Source organism: Alteromonas ulvae (assembly GCF_048987005.1).
GTDB lineage: Bacteria > Pseudomonadota > Gammaproteobacteria > Enterobacterales > Alteromonadaceae > Alteromonas.
The window spans coordinates 1,290,417-1,307,141 of the sequence record NZ_CP185261.1; the positions used below are offsets into that span (position 1 = coordinate 1,290,417).

The window sequence follows — 16,725 nt, forward strand, 5'->3', positions numbered from 1 at the left end:
ATGACATCACGGAATACCATTTTGACAGCAGACAACACTTGTTTCGACGCGCGCGTTAAGGCGCTTAAATCGCCAGAATTTTTAGCCTCGTTAAAAGACATAAAGCGCGGTGTAGAGCGAGAGGCGCTTCGAATCAATCCAAACGGTACGTTGGCACAAACGCCACATCCTAAGCCGTTGGGCTCGGCCCTGACTCACGAATCTATCACGACAGACTTTTCTGAGTCTTTGTTAGAGTTTATTACTCCTCCAGAGGCAAGCTCAGCAAAGACCATTGCACAACTTAAAGATATTCACCGCTTTGTTGCGGATAATATTGAAGAAGAGCGAATTTGGCCGCTTAGCATGCCCTGCTTTATCGATGATGAGACGGAAATTCCCATTGCCTACTTTGGTGAGTCTAACGTGGGTAAAATGAAGCGCGTGTATCGCATCGGGCTTAAAAACCGCTACGGTAGTATGATGCAGGCTATCGCGGGTGTTCATTTTAACTTTTCCTTACCAGAGAGCTTTTGGGCACTGTGGGCGAAACAAAATGGAACTACTCATTCACAAGACCAAACGTCGGCAGAGTATTTTGGCCTTATTAGAAACTATCGTCGCTTGTGCTGGTTAATCCCTTATTTATACGGTGCATCTCCAGCTTTATGCAGCTCATTCTTAAAAGGCAAGGAGCACAGTCTGCCGTTTAAGAAGGTGGGTAAAGGTACACTGTACATGCCTTACGCCACATCGCTTAGAATGAGCGACTTAGGCTATACCAGCGCAGAACAATCCTCGCTGAAAATTTGCTACAACGAATTGGATAATTACGTTCGTTTGTTGCGCGAAGCGATGAGAACACCTTCCACTCGTTTTGAGCGATTTGCCTCAGGCGAAGGCGGAAATTATCAGCAGCTCAATCACAATATTATTCAAATTGAGAACGAGCTTTATTCTCCTATTCGTCCTAAGCAGCCTACTGAGTCAATGGAGAAGCCCACCGACGCTCTCGTAAGACGCGGTATTAGTTATATTGAAGTACGTGCATTAGATGTAAACCCGTTTTCTGCCATAGGCATTTCTGATTCGCAGTTTGATTTTCTTGATGTATTTCTGCTTTCTTGTTTGCTGATGCCCAGTGAAGCGTTAGACGAAAAACAGCTTAATGAAGCAAAAGGAAATATGGATCGCGTTGTATTGGAAGGGCGAAACCCGGAGCTAATGCTGACAGAAAACGGCAATGCGGTATCGTTACCTCAATGGAGCGAAAAGCTTTTTGCCTACTTTGGCCAAGCGGCCACATTGCTTGATGAAGCAAATAACACAAAACAATACACCAAGGCGGTGAGTGACGAATACGCTAAAATTCAAAACCCCGCTTTAACGCCTTCAGGGAAAATACTTCAAATCTTATTAGATGGTGACAAAGACAATAGTGTTTTTGGGCTAGAGTTAGCGCAGAAATACAGCAACGAAATGAAAGGGTTTGACTACACGTTTACCGATAGTGCTGAGTTTATTAAACAGGGCGAAAGCTCTTTTGACGCACAGCGAGAAATAGAGGCGTCGGATGAAAAAGACTTTGATACCTTTATTACTGACTATTTTGCCGAGCCCCAAGCAAAAAAAAATGCCTGACATAGGTCAGGCATTAAAGGGTTCCAGGGAAACACACATTTTACTAGAACATTAATTAAGACACGCTATGAGCCAAAAGTTCAAAAAATGGGTTGTTTTTTTATCAGCCCTTATCGTTCTTTTTCCGTTGTTAATCGCAGGGTGTGCCACAACGCCCCCGAAAAACAGCAGTAACTTGTGTGAAATCTTCTACGAAAAAGAAGATTGGTACGATGCCGCTGCCGATGCGAGGGATAAATGGGGCGTTCCAATTCATATTCCTATGGCGATGATGTACCAAGAGAGCTCTTTTAGACACGATGCACTTCCTCCAAGAGATTATGTGTTTTTCGGTTTAGTTCCCTGGGGCCGAGTGAGCTCAGCTTACGGCTATTCACAAGCGAAAACGCCCACATGGGAAGATTACATAAGAGAAACAGATAGCAGTGGCGCAGATCGAGACGACTTTGAAGATGCCATTGATTTTATGGGCTGGTTTATCTACAAATCGCAAAAGGTCAATGGTGTGTCTAAATGGGATGCTTACGCCCAGTACCTTAATTACCATGAAGGTTGGGGCGGGTATAAGCGCCGCAGCTACGATAGAAAGCCATGGCTTAAAAAGGTGGCATCAAAGGTCAAAGCGCGCTCGTTACGCTATGCCACTCAGCTAAAAACCTGTGAAGAAGATCTTCAGAAAGGTTGGTTTATGAAGCTATTCAGCTAAAGCTACTTCGTAAAGTGTTTGCTCTTGTCGCTCTGCGGGCTGTTACACGCTCGTTGAAATTAGCTATTAATAAGCAGCATATATCAAAACAAAATCATAAAATATTAGAACAAAAAAAGAGGGGGCAGATTACCTCTCCCCCCTCAGCGACGCTAAGCTAAGACCGTATTTTTGACCCAACGTCGAACAGGCATACTCAATGTATTGCAAATGAGAATGATTTGCAATAGCAATTTTATGTATTTTTTGTGACCCTCTATGTCTTGATGCAGATCAAGATACCCATGGGAAACCATGCATCCTTTTTACGCTGTTGATCTAGATCATAACCACAGCTCCCGCACTTCCATACACTTCAACTATAGATTTTTTATTCACGTGCTTGCTTACGTGTTTATTTTACGTACTAATTTTACGTACTTATGGAGAAAACAATTATGTTGTGGACAATGATTAAAGATCCGGTGGTGTGGGGTTCGCTGTTAGGCATAGGTATCATCGTTGCAATGATGGTGTACTACACTTACTTATTTATGCACAACAGCGCGGCTGGAAAGTAGAAGCCGTTGGCATCACGGTTTTGGCAGTCTTGTATTTATCAGGCAATAGTATGGAAAGGCTACTGTTTACCATTAACTATCGGCACATCAAGCAGTACCAGTAAAGCGGCTTTACCGCCATATTCTAACGGTGCCTGGTGAAACGCTTTAACGTGGGGATGTTGAACCAAGTAATGGGGCAGGGTGGCTTTCAGTACGCCTTGTCCAAAGCCGTGCATAATACAAGCGCAGTCTACAAGATCTTTTCTCGCGGCGTAAATGAGCGCGGCAATTTCATCTTTTGCCATTTCTCTGGTCAGTCCGTGAAGATCTAAATGCAGCTCTGGCGAAAAATCACCGCGTCGCAACTGCTTTAACACATGGGTAGGCACATCGCTGCGGCAATAACGCATCGGGCCTTCTTGTGGCAATACGGCTTGGTACATGTCTGAAAAGTTAAACGACGCAGCAAGTTGTTTACTGTGTTTAAGATTTTTAGCCGACGACTGCTGTTTCTTTTTAAACAGCTCTACTTGCTTATTTGGCTCTACTTTATCTTGAGCCAACGGCTTTACGCCAGCCATGGCGTCGGTAAACGAAAAGGTCTCTTCTTGAACGGCAGGCGCGTGCGTACTTTGCTGCTTTTTCAACGCTTTCAATTCTTTTTTAAACACTTTCATAATGAATCTACTCTGCATTGGGCTTTCAAAGAAGCAAGAAGCTTCTGTCAAAAGCGAGCGTTAATAAAATACCTTTCGACGCTGCTGCACCCACAGTTAATTATGTGAATTAGCATGAAGTTTGGGTATGATACCAGCTTTAAAAATATTGATGTACCCAAACGCTATGACCGATAAGTTTTACCTAGAAGAAGCCATTGACGATCTGCACACATTGCTTGATATGACCCGATGGGCAACAAGCCGTTTTAATGACGCTGAACTCTACTTTGGTCACGGCACTGACAATGCGTGGGACGAAGCAATAAGCTTGGTATTGCAAGCCCTCCACCTTCCACACCCTATCTTATCGTCAGTGGGAGAACATGTATTGTCTTCTCGCCTTACAAAAAGTGAGCGTGAGAAAATAGCAGAGCTTGTATTAAAGCGTGTACAAACACGCATGCCTTTGCCCTACATTACGAACGAAGCATGGTTTTGCGGTATGCCGTTTTATGTTGACGAACGAGTGCTCATTCCTCGTTCACCCTTTGCTGAGTTAATTCAAAACCACTTCTCGCCGTTTGTAGAAAGCGAGCCGTCAATGATCCTTGATATGTGTACTGGGGGAGCCTGCATTGCAATAGCACTTGCACATGCTTATCCAGAAGCGCAGGTAGATGCGGTGGATATTAGCTCAGACGCACTAGAAGTGGCAGATATCAACATACAAGAGCATGGCCTTAGTCATCGCGTTTATCCCATTCAGTCTGATTTATTCACAAGCCTTGAAGGGCAAAAGTACGATTTAATTATTTCAAACCCGCCGTATGTTGATGCACAAGATATGGCAGATCTCCCAGAAGAGTACCATCATGAGCCAGAACTCGCGCTTGCCGCAGGAGAAGATGGCCTTGATTTAGTCGATACCATGTTGCGTCAGGCCCCTGCGTATTTAAGCGATGGCGGTTGGCTATTTATCGAAGTGGGTAATAGCGAAGTGCACATGAATGAGAGATTTCCTGGCTTAGAAGTTATTTGGTTAGAATTTGAAAACGGCGGCCAAGGCATCTTTGCTGTGAATAAAGACACACTGGTTCAGTATTTTAGTAGTAAGGATTAATGGTTAATTATGTCAGGTAACAGCTTCGGGAAACTTTTTACTGTAACCACGTTCGGGGAAAGCCACGGTATTGCCATTGGCGGTGTCGTAGACGGTTGCCCTCCAGGATTGGAAATTACTGAAGAAGACCTTCAGATTGATTTAGACAGAAGAAAGCCGGGAACGTCTCGTTATACCACTGCTCGTAGAGAAGATGATGAGGTACAAATCCTTTCTGGCGTTTTTGAGGGCAAAACAACGGGAACCAGTATTGGCCTGTTAATTAAAAACAAAGACCAACGAAGCCAAGATTACGGCAATATTGCCGACCGGTTTCGTCCTGGCCACGCCGACTATACCTACGATCAAAAATATGGCAGCCGCGATTATCGCGGAGGTGGTCGCTCATCTGCCCGCGAGACAGCTATTCGCGTAGCAGCGGGTGGTATTGCAAAAAAATACCTCAAAGAAGTTCACGGTATCGAAGTGCTGGGCTATCTATCTCAATTGGGCCCCATTGCTGTAGAGAATGTAGATCATTCTATTACCAATACCAATCCTTTTTTCTGTCCAGACGAGAGCAAACTAGACACTCTCGACGAATACATGCGCGATTTAAAGAAGTCTGGTGACAGTATTGGCGCGAAAGTGTCAGTGGTCGCTAAAAACGTGCCTGTAGGCCTTGGTGAGCCCGTGTTTGACAGACTAGATGCAGAAATTGCGCATGCCATGATGGGTATCAATGCGGTTAAAGGCGTTGAGATTGGCGATGGGTTTGACGTTATCAATCAAAAGGGCAGTGAGCACCGCGATACGCTGACTCCTGAAGGCTTCGCGTCTAATCATGCCGGTGGCGTACTGGGTGGTATTTCTACGGGGCAAGACATTGAAGTTCACATGGCATTAAAGCCAACGTCGAGTATTTCTGTGCCAGGTACGACCATCAATAAGCAAAACGAAGCAATTGATATTGTGACAAAAGGTCGCCATGACCCCTGCGTTGGCATTCGCGCTGTGCCTATTGCTGAGGCAATGATGGCGTTAGTATTGATGGACCATCTATTACGCCACCGCGCACAAAACATGGGCGTTGTATCAACGACTGCGCCTATTTCTGGAAGCCGTTAAGCAATTTCGATTGTATCGTTTTCTTGGCGCCATAAGGGGGCCTTGGTTTTTTGTGCAATTCCCAGCCTTAAAAAGACTTTTATCGGCGCCCTAGAGTTATACTAGTGGCGCCTTTTTATATAGTCGATGTACATGGAATTTTTTAATATGGAGCTACGCATTGACCTCTCCTAATCACTCTGCGGTTACCAGCAAAAAGTCTCTCATAGTTCTAGCATTAACCTATTGGCTCTACTTTGGTCAACTTGGTGTGCTTGTTCCCTATTTAGGTATTTTTTTAGACGGTCGAGGCTTTTCGTCGCAGGACATAGGTGAGCTATTTGCTGTTATTACGTTAGCGCGTATTTTAGGGCCCGGACTGTGGGCAGGTGTGGCAGATAAAACGGGCAATGCGGTGGGCATTATGCGACTTGGCTGCCTGCTAACAGTGCTCACCTTTAGCTCGGTGTTTTACTTTTCCAGCTTTTGGGGGCTCACTCTTGCCTTCGGTCTTATGATGATGTTTTGGACAGCGGTATTGCCTCAACTGGAGGTGATCACAATGAACGCAGTCTCTACGAGTACCGCTAACTACGGGCAAATAAGACTGTGGGGCAGCATTGGTTTTATCTGCTTGACCGTGACTGCGGGTAAAGCCCTCGATATGTTTTCCACCGAAACTCCGGTGTATGTCAGTGTTGGGGTGCTATCGCTACTATTCATCAGTACATTATTCATTACTGCGCCGGCTAAGAAATCAGAAACTGAAAGTGAGCCTGGGAGTATTTGGACGTTCGTTAAGCAAAAACCGTTTGCGGTATTTATTTTTGCCTCTGCATGTCTACAAATTAGCTTTGGTGCTTTCTATGGCTTCTTTGCATTGTACATGCGAGATCTCGGATACTCGGGTCAGCAAACCGGCGTATTTATCGCACTTGGTGTGCTGGCTGAGGTGGGCATATTCTTAGTTGCCAGACATCTTATCAGCCGTTTTGGCGTGTGGAATTTGCTGTTTGCGAGTATCGCATTGACGGCTCTGCGATGGTACTTGCTTGCCGACTTTGCCCAACATATATCTGTGATTGTGCTTAGCCAAGTTATTCACGCATTAAGCTTTGGATTGACTCACGCGGTGTCTGTTCACTTTATTCATCAGTATCTACCCGCAGCATTTCACAGCCGCGGGCAAGCTGTGTATATCAGTATTGCCTTCGGTTTAGGTGGCGCGTCTGGTAATTACCTTGCGGGTCAGCAGTGGTCACAAGGCACCAATGCCTATGAAACATTTGTGACTGCAGCCGTTTTCGCTGCCGTGGGGGCGCTGTCTCTTTTCTTGTGCTCTAAAAACGTGATGGATGGTAAGGCACCTCAACAAGCCTAATCAACCCACTAAATTGAAGGCTATGCTTCAGAAGGCCAAGTTTTTGGAAGGCTACGTATCAGAAGGCTACGTATCAAAGGACTAGGGGCTAGGGCATTGTGAAATCACGTCGACTTTACCGCTTTTATGCTCCTGCTCTAATCTGACATCAAATTTCCACAGTCGATGCAAATGACGCATAACCTCATCTTTTGACTCGGCAAGAGGGATATCGTGTTGAGGGATGTAGCGTAACGTCAGTGACCGGTCGCCGCTTATATCTACGTTGTATACCTGAATATTAGGCTCTAAATTGCTCAAGTTATATTGCGCCGAGAGCTTTTCTTTAATTGTGCTGTACCCCTTTTCATTGTGAATGGCACTTACGCTTATAAACGATTTTGAGGTGTCGTCTTCAAGAGCGAATAGCTTGAAGTCTCGAATGATTTTTGGGGATAAGAACTGACTAATAAAACTTTCGTCTTTAAAGTTCTGCATGGCAAAATGTACTGTTTCTAACCAGTCCTTCCCTGCGATGCTGGGAAGATAGTAATAATCTTCTTCAGTAGGCGATTGGCAAACCCGTTTAATATCCATAAACATAGAAAAGCCTAACGCGTAGGGATTAATGCCACAATAATACGGACTGTTGTATTCGGGCTGCATGACTACGCTTGAGTGACTGTGCAGAAACTCCATCATAAACCTGTCGCTTACCAGTTTGTCGTCGTACATCTTATTTAGAATGTGATAATGCCAAAAACAGGCCCATCCCTCATTCATTACCTGGGTTTGCTTTTGCGGATAAAAATATTGCGACACCTTGCGCACTATTCTTACAATCTCACGCTGCCAAGGCGCTAATAGTGGCGCATTCTTTTCAATAAAATAGAGAAGGTTTTCTTGGGGTTCGCTAGGAAAACGGCGAGGGTGTGTATTATGTTTTCGTGCGTTCTCAGGCAGTGTTCGCCATAGCTCATTGACCTGCGACTGCAGGTAAGTCTCGCGCTCTCGCTGACGGTTCTTTTCTTCCTGTAGGGATATTTTCTGAGGCCGCTTATACCTATCTACGCCAAAGTTCATTAACGCGTGGCACGAATCAAGAGTATTTTCGACCTCCTCAAAGCCAAATTTTTGTTCGCATTCGGCAATATAGTTTTTTGCAAACACTAGGTAGTCGATGATTGAGTCAGCATCGGTCCACGTTTTGAAAAGGTAGTTACCTTTAAAAAAGGAGTTGTGGCCGTAGCATGCATGGGCCATAACTAACGCCTGCATGGTGATGGTATTTTCTTCCATTAAATAAGCAATACACGGGCTTGAGTTAATGACTATTTCATACGCTAACCCCATTTGCCCCCGTTTATACTGCTGCTCAGTCTGAATAAACTTTTTACCAAACGACCAGTGGGTGTAGTTAAGTGGCATACCTATACTGGCGTAGGCATCCATCATTTGTTCTGCGGTAATAACTTCAATTTGGTTGGGGTAGGTGTCTAGCTTGAATGCGTTTGCTATTCGGTCAATATGTTGCTCGTACTCACCAAGCAAGTCAAAGTTCCAGTCAGGTCCATCGCTAAGCTTATGAAATTGATTTGATTTGGGGATAGTCGACATAAAAGGCTCCTTAACGTGCGTCAGCATCTGCGCGTTTAAATATCTCTCTGAACACGGGATAGATATCAGCTTGTGATTCAATATGCTTACACATGAAGTTGTCGTGGGTAGCGCTGATTTGCTCAAACCCTTTCCATAAGCTTTGATGGGGGCGTTCCGTTATCTCAATATACGTGTAGTAACGGCAAACGGGTAACAGATGATGTGCAAGCAACGCACTGCATTTTGGTGAGTCATCTGCCCAATTATCACCATCAGACGCTTGGGCTCCATAAATATTCCAGAGGCCGTCGCTGTATCGTTGTTCGATGATGTCTTTCATCAATGTCAATGCACTTGAGACAATAGTCCCGCCGGTTTCCTGAGAATAAAAGAATTCCTGTTCGTCTACCTCTTTTGCCTGTGTATGATGGCGAATGTACACAACGTCAACATTTTCATAAGTACGACTGAGAAACAGATAAAGCAAAATATAAAATCGCTTCGCCGTTTCTTTTGTGGCCTGATCCATGGAGCCAGATACGTCCATAAGACAAAACATTACGGCCTTGCTGCTAGGAAGCGGGCGTTTATCATAATTTTTGAAACGCAGATCAAAGGTATCAATAAAGGGCACTTTGGCGATTTTGGCTTTTAAAGCGGCAATATCGGTTTCTAGAGCAATGAGCTCTCGTGTTCCTAGATGCAAATTTGCGTGCGAGCTGTCATTTTTACTGTCATAGAGGCTTTCGTGTGAGCTCTTTTGAGTATTATCACTCTCACTAGCTTTCAATCGCTCATAGCGTGCCTCCAATTCTTTTAGCTTACGTTTGTCCGCCGCAGTTAAGGCAATTCGCCTGGCCACAGAGCCTTTTAATGAACGCACAATATCTAAATTAGAGGGAATGCCATCGGTTTGATAACCCGCTCGATACGTTTCGTATTGTGTAACGTGATTGAATTGGTTTTTTTGTAGGTTCGGCAATTCAAGATCTTCAAACAGAATGCTTAAATACTCGTCTTTAGAAATAGAGAAGACAAATTCGTCTTGCCCCTCGCCGTCGTTGTTGGCGTCTCCGTCTCCATTGCCCCGGCCAGCTCCGCCAGGGGGACGCTCAATTTTATCACCCTCAGAAAACTGGTCGTTGCCGGGATGGACCATATCACGCAGTCCGCCTTTCCCAGTGTGAAATACGGGTTCTGAAATATCCCGTGTGGGAATGCTAATTTGTTCACCAGATTCCACATCGGTTACCGAACGCTTACCTACTGCGTCTGACACCGCCCGCTTTATTTGCTGCTTGTAGCGTTTAATAAAGCGCTGCCGGTTTATCGTGCTTTTGCCTTTGCTGTTGAGCCTTCGGTCAATAAAATGGGCCATAAACACCTACTTACATAATGATACTCGTGTATTAAACTTCGACCTCATACTGTGAGAATTCATACATTCAAAATTCACAAAAATGAGAATTCGATAGGTAGAAAGAAAGCGCGTCTTTACGACGCCTTTCTCACTCGGAGATACCATTCGCAGAGTAATCTTACTTGCTTTTGCGTATAGCCTTTTTCGGTCATGCGGTTAACAAAGTCGTCATGCTTCTTCTGCTCCTCAGTGGAGCCTTTTGCGTTAAACGAAATGACGGGCAACAAATCTTCAGTATTTGAGAACATTTTCTTTTCAATCACGGTGCGCAATTTTTCATAACTGGTCCACGAAGGATTGTTACCGTTGTTATTCGCTCTGGCGCGAAGCACAAAGTTTACGATTTCATTTCTAAAATCTTTTGGGTTGCTTATTCCCGCTGGCTTTTCCGTTTTTTCAAGCTCTGCATTCAGCGCTTCACGGTCGAACAACTGGCCAGTTTCGGGGTCTCGATACTCTTGGTCCTGGATCCAAAAGTCAGCATAAGTGACATAACGGTCAAACAAGTTTTGACCATATTCCGAGTAGCTTTCTAAATAGGCGGTTTGTATCTCTTTCCCAATAAACTCCACATATCGAGGAGTAAGGTAGCCTTTTAAAAATTCGAGGTACCTGTCTGCAATTTCTTGGTTAAACTGTTCACGCTCAATTTGTCGCTCTAAAACGTAGAATAGGTGCACAGGGTTTGCTGCCACTTCTTGGCTGTCGAAATTAAACACCCTAGATAAAATTTTAAACGCAAAGCGAGTGGAAAGGCCTTCCATGCCCTCATCAACTCCCGCGTAGTCTCTATACTCTTGATACGACTTCGCTTTTGGATCTGTATCTTTTAGGCTTTCTCCATCGTACACACGCATTTTAGAAAATAAACTCGAATTTTCGGGCTCTTTGAGACGAGAGAGAACAATAAACTGAGCCAAACATTCCAATGTGTCTGGAGCACAGGGTGCGCAATGCAACTCACTGGTGTCTAGTAGCTTCTTATAAATTTTTATTTCCTCACTCACTCGCAGGCAGTAAGGCACTTTAACAATGTACACCCTGTCTAGAAACGCTTCGTTGTTTTTGTTGTTGCGAAAGGATTGCCATTCGGATTCATTTGAGTGAGCCAGTATAAGGCCATCAAACGGCAATGCTGAAAACCCCTCTGTGGGATTGTAATTACCTTCTTGCGTTGCAGTAAGCAAAGGATGTAACACCTTGATAGGTGCTTTAAACATCTCAACAAATTCCATTAACCCTTGGTTGGCCTTGCATAATGAACCAGAGTAACTGTAGGCATCAGGATCATTTTGAGCATATTCCTCGAGCCGGCGAATATCTACTTTCCCTACCAGCGCAGAAATATCTTGGTTGTTCTCATCACCAGGCTCGGTTTTCGCGATACCGGTTTGGTCGAGTATTGAGGGATAGACCCTTACAACTCTAAACTGGGTAATGTCCCCATTAAATTCATGCAGACGTTTGCGTGCCCATGGTGACATGATGGTTTTGAGATAGCGCTTTGGCACACCGTATTCTCGTTTTAAAATGTCACCATCTTCATTTTCATCGAATAAGCAAAAAGGGTGATCATTTACCGGTGAGCCTTTTAGCATATAAATAGGGACGTTTTGCATCAGCTCTTTTAGTCGTTCGGCCAATGACGATTTACCGCCGCCAACAGGACCTAGCAAATATAAGATTTGTTTACGCTCCTCTAATCCCTGTGCGGCATGTTTTAAATATGACACGATTTGCTCAATCGCCTCCTCCATACCATAAAATTCTGAAAAAGCTGGATAGCGAGAAATGACACGGTTAGAAAAAATGCGACTGAGTAGTGGATCGCTGGCGGTATCAATCCGCTCAGGTTCACCAATGGCTATTAAGAGACGTTCGGCGGCGTTGGCATAGGCCAGAGCATCTTCCTTGCAGATTTCAAGGAATTCTCCAATGGTAAACTCTTCCTGTTTACGCTCCTCATAGCGACTTTGATAGTGCTCAAAGATACCCATAAATACCCCTTAGAAAACAGAACCCCGTACTTTCATGTTAGTCGGTATTCTTAAAAAGGTAAGGTTTTGTAGGTTAACTTTTTTAGAGAGTTTTGTCGCGGAACACAAAAAAGCCTCGCTGGTGCGAGGCTTTCATATTCAGCTATTTGTAGCGATTTATTTCTATCAGGGGCCGCTCTGTATAGCGCTCACCCTGTGTAGAGAAAAGTCGGTTACGCTAGGTTGCTGTTAGCAAATTCCCAGTTTACCAGTGCCCAGAAGTTTTCTAGGTACTTTGGACGAGCATTACGGTAATCGATGTAATATGCGTGCTCCCAAAGGTCAACGGTTAGGATTGGCGTTAGCGAGTCACCTGAAATAGGTGTTTCAGCATTGCTTGTATTAACAATATCTAGGCTGCCGTCAGCTGTTTTTACTAGCCACGTCCAGCTTGAACCGAAGTTGTTCACTGCTTTGTCATTAAACGCTGCTTGGAAGTCGGCGAAAGAGCCCCATTTTGCATTGATTGCGTCAGCTACTGCACCTGTTGGCTCGCCGCCGCCATTTGGGCTTAGGCAATTCCAGTAGAAAGTATGGTTCCACACTTGAGCTGCGTTATTGAATACACCGCCTTCAGAAGCCTTAATGATTTCTTCTAGGCTCTTGCTCGCCATATCAGTACCTTCCACTAGGCCGTTAAGCTTAGTTACATAGGTAGCGTGATGCTTGCCATAGTGGTACTCAAGGGTTTCAGCAGAAATATGCGGTTCTAGTGCGTTTTGTTCGTATGGTAATGCTGGTAATTCAAAAGCCATGTCGGTCTCCATGATTAGTTTATAGATATAACGCTATTAACCCTCTAAAGCCTGCAAATAGAGGACAACGTGCTAATTTAGCTCACTAATATCGTTATGTGCATCGTTGCAAGATAAAGCATAACGTAGAAGTGGGGATAAAGTCTTATAACTCAATGACAAAATTATGAATTTTTTGTCTATGGTTGTGAGAAGTAATTATCAATACATTTGATAGCTATGTGACCTTTCGATAGATCACTTTTTGACACGTGTATTATTGGCTCTGGCACAGCGACTGTCACGTTACTCGATTCATCACTACGCATATTACTGATTGTGTTAGGCACTGGATAACATCACAATATGACAATTTATGATATTCTACCCTTGATAAATGTGACGAGCATTCCCACATCCTGAGTATTAACTATTCCGCTGAGAGGATCCAATGGATAACACTGAAAGCCAATCGACGATTGACAAAATTAAGCAACAAATTGAAGAGAACCCCATCCTACTTTATATGAAGGGTTCACCTAAGCTTCCAAGCTGTGGATTTTCGTCACAAGCATCTCAGGCTCTCATGTCTTGTGGAGAGGCATTCGCTTATGTTGATATTCTTCAGAACCCAGACATTCGTGCAGAATTACCAAAGTATGCAAACTGGCCAACGTTTCCACAACTTTGGGTTGACGGTGAACTGGTTGGCGGTTGTGACATCATTATCGAAATGTTTCAGCAAAATGAGCTACAGCCTTTAGTTAAGGAAACGGCTGAAAAATACAAAAACGAAGAGTAGTGAGAAAATCTCAATTACCTATTTGAAAGCCGACTATTAGTCGGCTTTTTTGATTAGAATCACCCAATAATCCACCGCTTTTAATTCCGCTAAAACTCTATAGACAAGCCAGAAAATGAAATCCTCTATGAATAGAAAATATATTTTTATTTTGTCGAAAAAGGTTTGTTTTTTAATACGTTACCCTCTATAAAAAGCCGTGCTGACACAGCAGTTGTCAGTGTTGAAGGTCGAATAAAAAAATACTTTACAGCTATCACTCTGGTTATGGTTTGAGGCGAAAGAGCGCCAAAGCTGATAAAGAAAACTCTGGGAAAACACCATGAAAACACACTTGTCTTTATTGACTAAAAACGTACGCAGTGTACTTGCTGCTTCTGCTGCGTTTTCCGTTATTGCTGCCGCGCCTGTTTACGCGCAAGAAGCAGATGATGAAAAGAAAGCAAAAGATTTTGAACAAATTGCGGTAGTGGGTTCACGTGCAGCACCGCGCTCAATTGGCGATTCAGCGGTACCAATTGACATCATATCCAGCGAGGACTTTAAGCAGCAAGGTGCCACTGACATGGTATCTATGATGCAAACGGTGGTGCCTTCATTTAACGTGAACGACCAGCCCATCAACGATGCATCAACATTAGTTCGCCCAGCAAACTTGCGTGGTATGGCAGCGGATCATACGCTCGTTCTTGTTAATGGTAAGCGTCGTCATCGCTCTGCAGTCATTACTTTCCTTGGCGGCGGTCTTTCAGACGGTGCACAAGGCCCGGACATTTCAGTCATACCAGCATCCGCATTAAAGCAGGTAGAAGTACTTCGTGATGGTGCAGCTGCGCAATACGGTTCAGATGCCATTGCAGGGGTTATTAACTTTGTACTTAACGATGCATCAGAAGGCGGTACTTTTGAAGCCCGTTATGGCTCATTTTATGAAGGTGATGGTGACATGATCCAGCTTTCAGGCAACATTGGTCTTCCCTTGTCTGATGCCGGTTTCATTAACCTTTCTGCTGAATATCGCACTGCAGACGATACGTCTCGCAGCGTGCAGCGTGACGACGCTGCTGCACTTGTCGCAGCCGGCAACACCTTTGTTGCTGACCCAGCACAAATATGGGGTTCGCCTGAAATTAAGCACGATATTAAGCTTTTCGCTAATGCGGGGCTAGAGTTATCAGACTCTTCAGAAGCCTACATGTTTGGTAACTACGCGGTGCGTGAAGTTGAAGGCGGTTTCTATTACCGTAACCCACACACTCGCGGCGGTGTTTTCGCTAACGACGGTTCGCTTCTTGTGGGCGACCTAACCGGTGATATGTCGGGCAACTGTCCAACTGATATTGCACCTGGCGCAAACGTACTGACTAACGACCGTTATATCAATGAAGTGGCGAACAATCCTGATTGCTTTGCGTTCAACGAAATCCTTCCTGGCGGCTTCACACCACGTTTCGGCGGTGAAGTAACTGATATGTCTTTGGTATTCGGTACCAAAGGCGAGTTAGACAACGACGTGACTTATGACGTCAGCGTCAACTTAGGTCAAAACGAAGTTGATTTCAAAATTAGCAACACTATCAACCCATCTCTTGGTCCAGATACACCGTTTGAATTCAGCCCTGGTCGTTACACGCAATCTGAACAAACGCTAGATATAGATTTCACTAAACCTTTCGATGTTGGCCTATACGAGCCACTTTTCGTTGCAACGGGTTTCCAATACCGTCACGAAAGCTACGAGAGTTTTGCAGGTGATACCGCGTCCTATGAAATAGGTCCATTGGCGTCACAAGGCTTTGGCATTGGTTCAAATGGTTTCCCTGGCTTAGCAGCGAATAGCCAAGGCCTTGTGTCTCGTCATAACATTGCATTTTATATCGATGCAGAAGCGTACATTACTGAAAACTTTATGTTAGCTGGTGCGCTTCGTTATGAAGACTTCTCAGACTTCGGTGACACGACAAAAGGTAAAATTGCTTTCCGTTGGCAAGCTCTTGAGAACATCGCATTCCGTGGTGCTTACTCAACGGGCTTTAAAGCACCAACACTCGGCCAGAGTAACGTTCGTAACGTAACGACTGCGTTTGGTACTGGTGGGCAGCTTATTGACCGTGCGACACTTCCACCAACGGATCCAGTGTCGCAGCTTAAAGGCGGTGAACAGCTAACGCCTGAAGAATCAGAAAGCATTACTTTTGGTATTGTTGCACAGTTTGACAGTGGGTTATTTATTACGGCCGATTACTACAACATCAAACTTACCGACCGCTTAAGTACTGCTTCGGGTATTGCGTTGACTGATGAAGATATTGCGACCTTGATTTCTCAAGGTATCAATGATGCGTCTAGTTTTTCTGAAATCAGCTTCTTTACCAATGACTTCGATACCACAACGGAAGGCGTTGACGTAGTAGCAAACTACAGCATGGAAATGCTGGGTGGAGACACCAAGTTCTCTCTTGCTTACAACTGGACATCGACGGTAGTTGATCGCGCGTCTGATAATATTTCAGATTTCCGTATCCGCATGCTAGAAGACAACCTTCCAGCGGTTCGCTACAGCGCAACGGCTAACCATACAAACGGTGACTGGCGTTTCCTTACACGCCTAAACTATTTTGGCAGCACGTTTGAAGATCACTTAGACTCAGCCCTTCCAATTGAGAAAATTGGGTCTGAATTTACCGTTGATTTAGAAGTAGCGTATAGCTTTACAGAAGACTTCACGCTTACTGTTGGCGCTAGAAACGCGTTGGATGAATACCCAGACGAGAATACGCAATACGCGGGTATCGCTGGGTCGTTATATCCCACAACAGCGCCAATTGGTATTAATGGTGGATTCTACTACCTAAGAGGTATGTACACGTTCTAACCTGTACGTCTAGAAAAGGGAGCATTGGCTCCCTTTTTACTTATCGAAAAATCCGTATTTAATGCGTGAAAAGCCTGACAAACACAGGCATGATTAGGGGCTATAGATTTTCGGTGTTATCCCAAAATCTATATACCTTGAACATCTGTAAGCAATTCGAAACACA

General features: G+C 44.4%; 13 protein-coding genes. 8 read left to right on the top strand and 5 right to left on the bottom strand.

The genetic code is table 11. The annotated features are described in order from the left end of the window. From gshA to ACOJR9_RS05695, 3 genes are all read left to right on the top strand, one after another. Complete coding sequence (gene gshA / locus ACOJR9_RS05685; protein ID WP_420935379.1) at positions 1 to 1,620, top strand: glutamate--cysteine ligase; 1,620 nt, start codon at positions 1 to 3, stop codon at positions 1,618 to 1,620. A 67-nt stretch (positions 1,621 to 1,687) separates the two neighbouring features. After that, positions 1,688 to 2,326, top strand: a complete 639-nt coding sequence (locus ACOJR9_RS05690; protein WP_032094485.1) for a lipoprotein — start codon at positions 1,688 to 1,690, stop codon at positions 2,324 to 2,326. A gap of 437 nt (positions 2,327 to 2,763) precedes the next feature. After that, complete coding sequence (locus ACOJR9_RS05695) at positions 2,764 to 2,886, top strand: hypothetical protein (protein WP_269529771.1); 123 nt, start codon at positions 2,764 to 2,766, stop codon at positions 2,884 to 2,886. A gap of 59 nt (positions 2,887 to 2,945) precedes the next feature. On the opposite strand, the gene smrB is transcribed toward ACOJR9_RS05695, so the two are convergent. Continuing rightward, complete coding sequence (gene smrB, locus ACOJR9_RS05700) at positions 2,946 to 3,449, bottom strand: endonuclease SmrB (RefSeq protein ID WP_420936059.1); 504 nt, start codon at positions 3,447 to 3,449, stop codon at positions 2,946 to 2,948. A gap of 262 nt (positions 3,450 to 3,711) precedes the next feature. Here smrB and prmB point away from each other — a divergent pair, with 262 nt between their 5' ends. From prmB to ACOJR9_RS05715, 3 genes are all read left to right on the top strand, one after another. Further along, positions 3,712 to 4,647: a 50S ribosomal protein L3 N(5)-glutamine methyltransferase gene (gene prmB, locus ACOJR9_RS05705; RefSeq protein WP_420936060.1), complete on the top strand. Its 936-nt coding sequence runs from the start codon at positions 3,712 to 3,714 to the stop codon at positions 4,645 to 4,647. Between the two features lie 9 nt (positions 4,648 to 4,656). Next, positions 4,657 to 5,754 carry a chorismate synthase gene (aroC, locus tag ACOJR9_RS05710; protein WP_420935380.1) on the top strand — a complete coding sequence of 366 codons (1,098 nt, stop codon included), beginning with the start codon at positions 4,657 to 4,659 and terminating at the stop codon, positions 5,752 to 5,754. A gap of 160 nt (positions 5,755 to 5,914) precedes the next feature. After that, positions 5,915 to 7,114 (top strand): MFS transporter, encoded by a 1,200-nt coding sequence (locus ACOJR9_RS05715; protein WP_420935381.1) that lies wholly within the window; start codon positions 5,915 to 5,917, stop codon positions 7,112 to 7,114. An 81-nt stretch (positions 7,115 to 7,195) separates the two neighbouring features. On the opposite strand, the gene ACOJR9_RS05720 is transcribed toward ACOJR9_RS05715, so the two are convergent. From ACOJR9_RS05720 to sodB, 4 genes are all read right to left on the bottom strand, one after another. After that, on the bottom strand, positions 7,196 to 8,710 hold the full coding sequence (locus ACOJR9_RS05720; RefSeq protein WP_420935382.1) for a SpoVR family protein: 1,515 nt from the start codon (positions 8,708 to 8,710) through the stop codon (positions 7,196 to 7,198). A gap of 10 nt (positions 8,711 to 8,720) precedes the next feature. After that, on the bottom strand, positions 8,721 to 10,070 hold the full coding sequence (locus ACOJR9_RS05725) for a YeaH/YhbH family protein (RefSeq protein WP_420935383.1): 1,350 nt from the start codon (positions 10,068 to 10,070) through the stop codon (positions 8,721 to 8,723). A gap of 116 nt (positions 10,071 to 10,186) precedes the next feature. After that, positions 10,187 to 12,109: a PrkA family serine protein kinase gene (locus ACOJR9_RS05730; RefSeq protein WP_420935384.1), complete on the bottom strand. Its 1,923-nt coding sequence runs from the start codon at positions 12,107 to 12,109 to the stop codon at positions 10,187 to 10,189. Between the two features lie 212 nt (positions 12,110 to 12,321). Then, positions 12,322 to 12,903 (bottom strand): superoxide dismutase [Fe], encoded by a 582-nt coding sequence (gene sodB, locus ACOJR9_RS05735; protein WP_032094491.1) that lies wholly within the window; start codon positions 12,901 to 12,903, stop codon positions 12,322 to 12,324. Between the two features lie 430 nt (positions 12,904 to 13,333). On the opposite strand from sodB, the gene ACOJR9_RS05740 reads away from it, so the two are divergent. Together ACOJR9_RS05740 and ACOJR9_RS05745 are read left to right on the top strand one after the other, a co-directional pair. Continuing rightward, positions 13,334 to 13,684 (top strand): Grx4 family monothiol glutaredoxin, encoded by a 351-nt coding sequence (locus ACOJR9_RS05740; protein WP_420935385.1) that lies wholly within the window; start codon positions 13,334 to 13,336, stop codon positions 13,682 to 13,684. 322 nt (positions 13,685 to 14,006) lie between these two features. Beyond that, the gene (locus ACOJR9_RS05745; protein WP_420935386.1) at positions 14,007 to 16,559 is read left to right on the top strand and encodes a TonB-dependent receptor plug domain-containing protein; all 2,553 of its coding nucleotides are present in this window, start codon (positions 14,007 to 14,009) and stop codon (positions 16,557 to 16,559) included. Positions 16,560 to 16,725 lie beyond the last annotated feature (166 nt).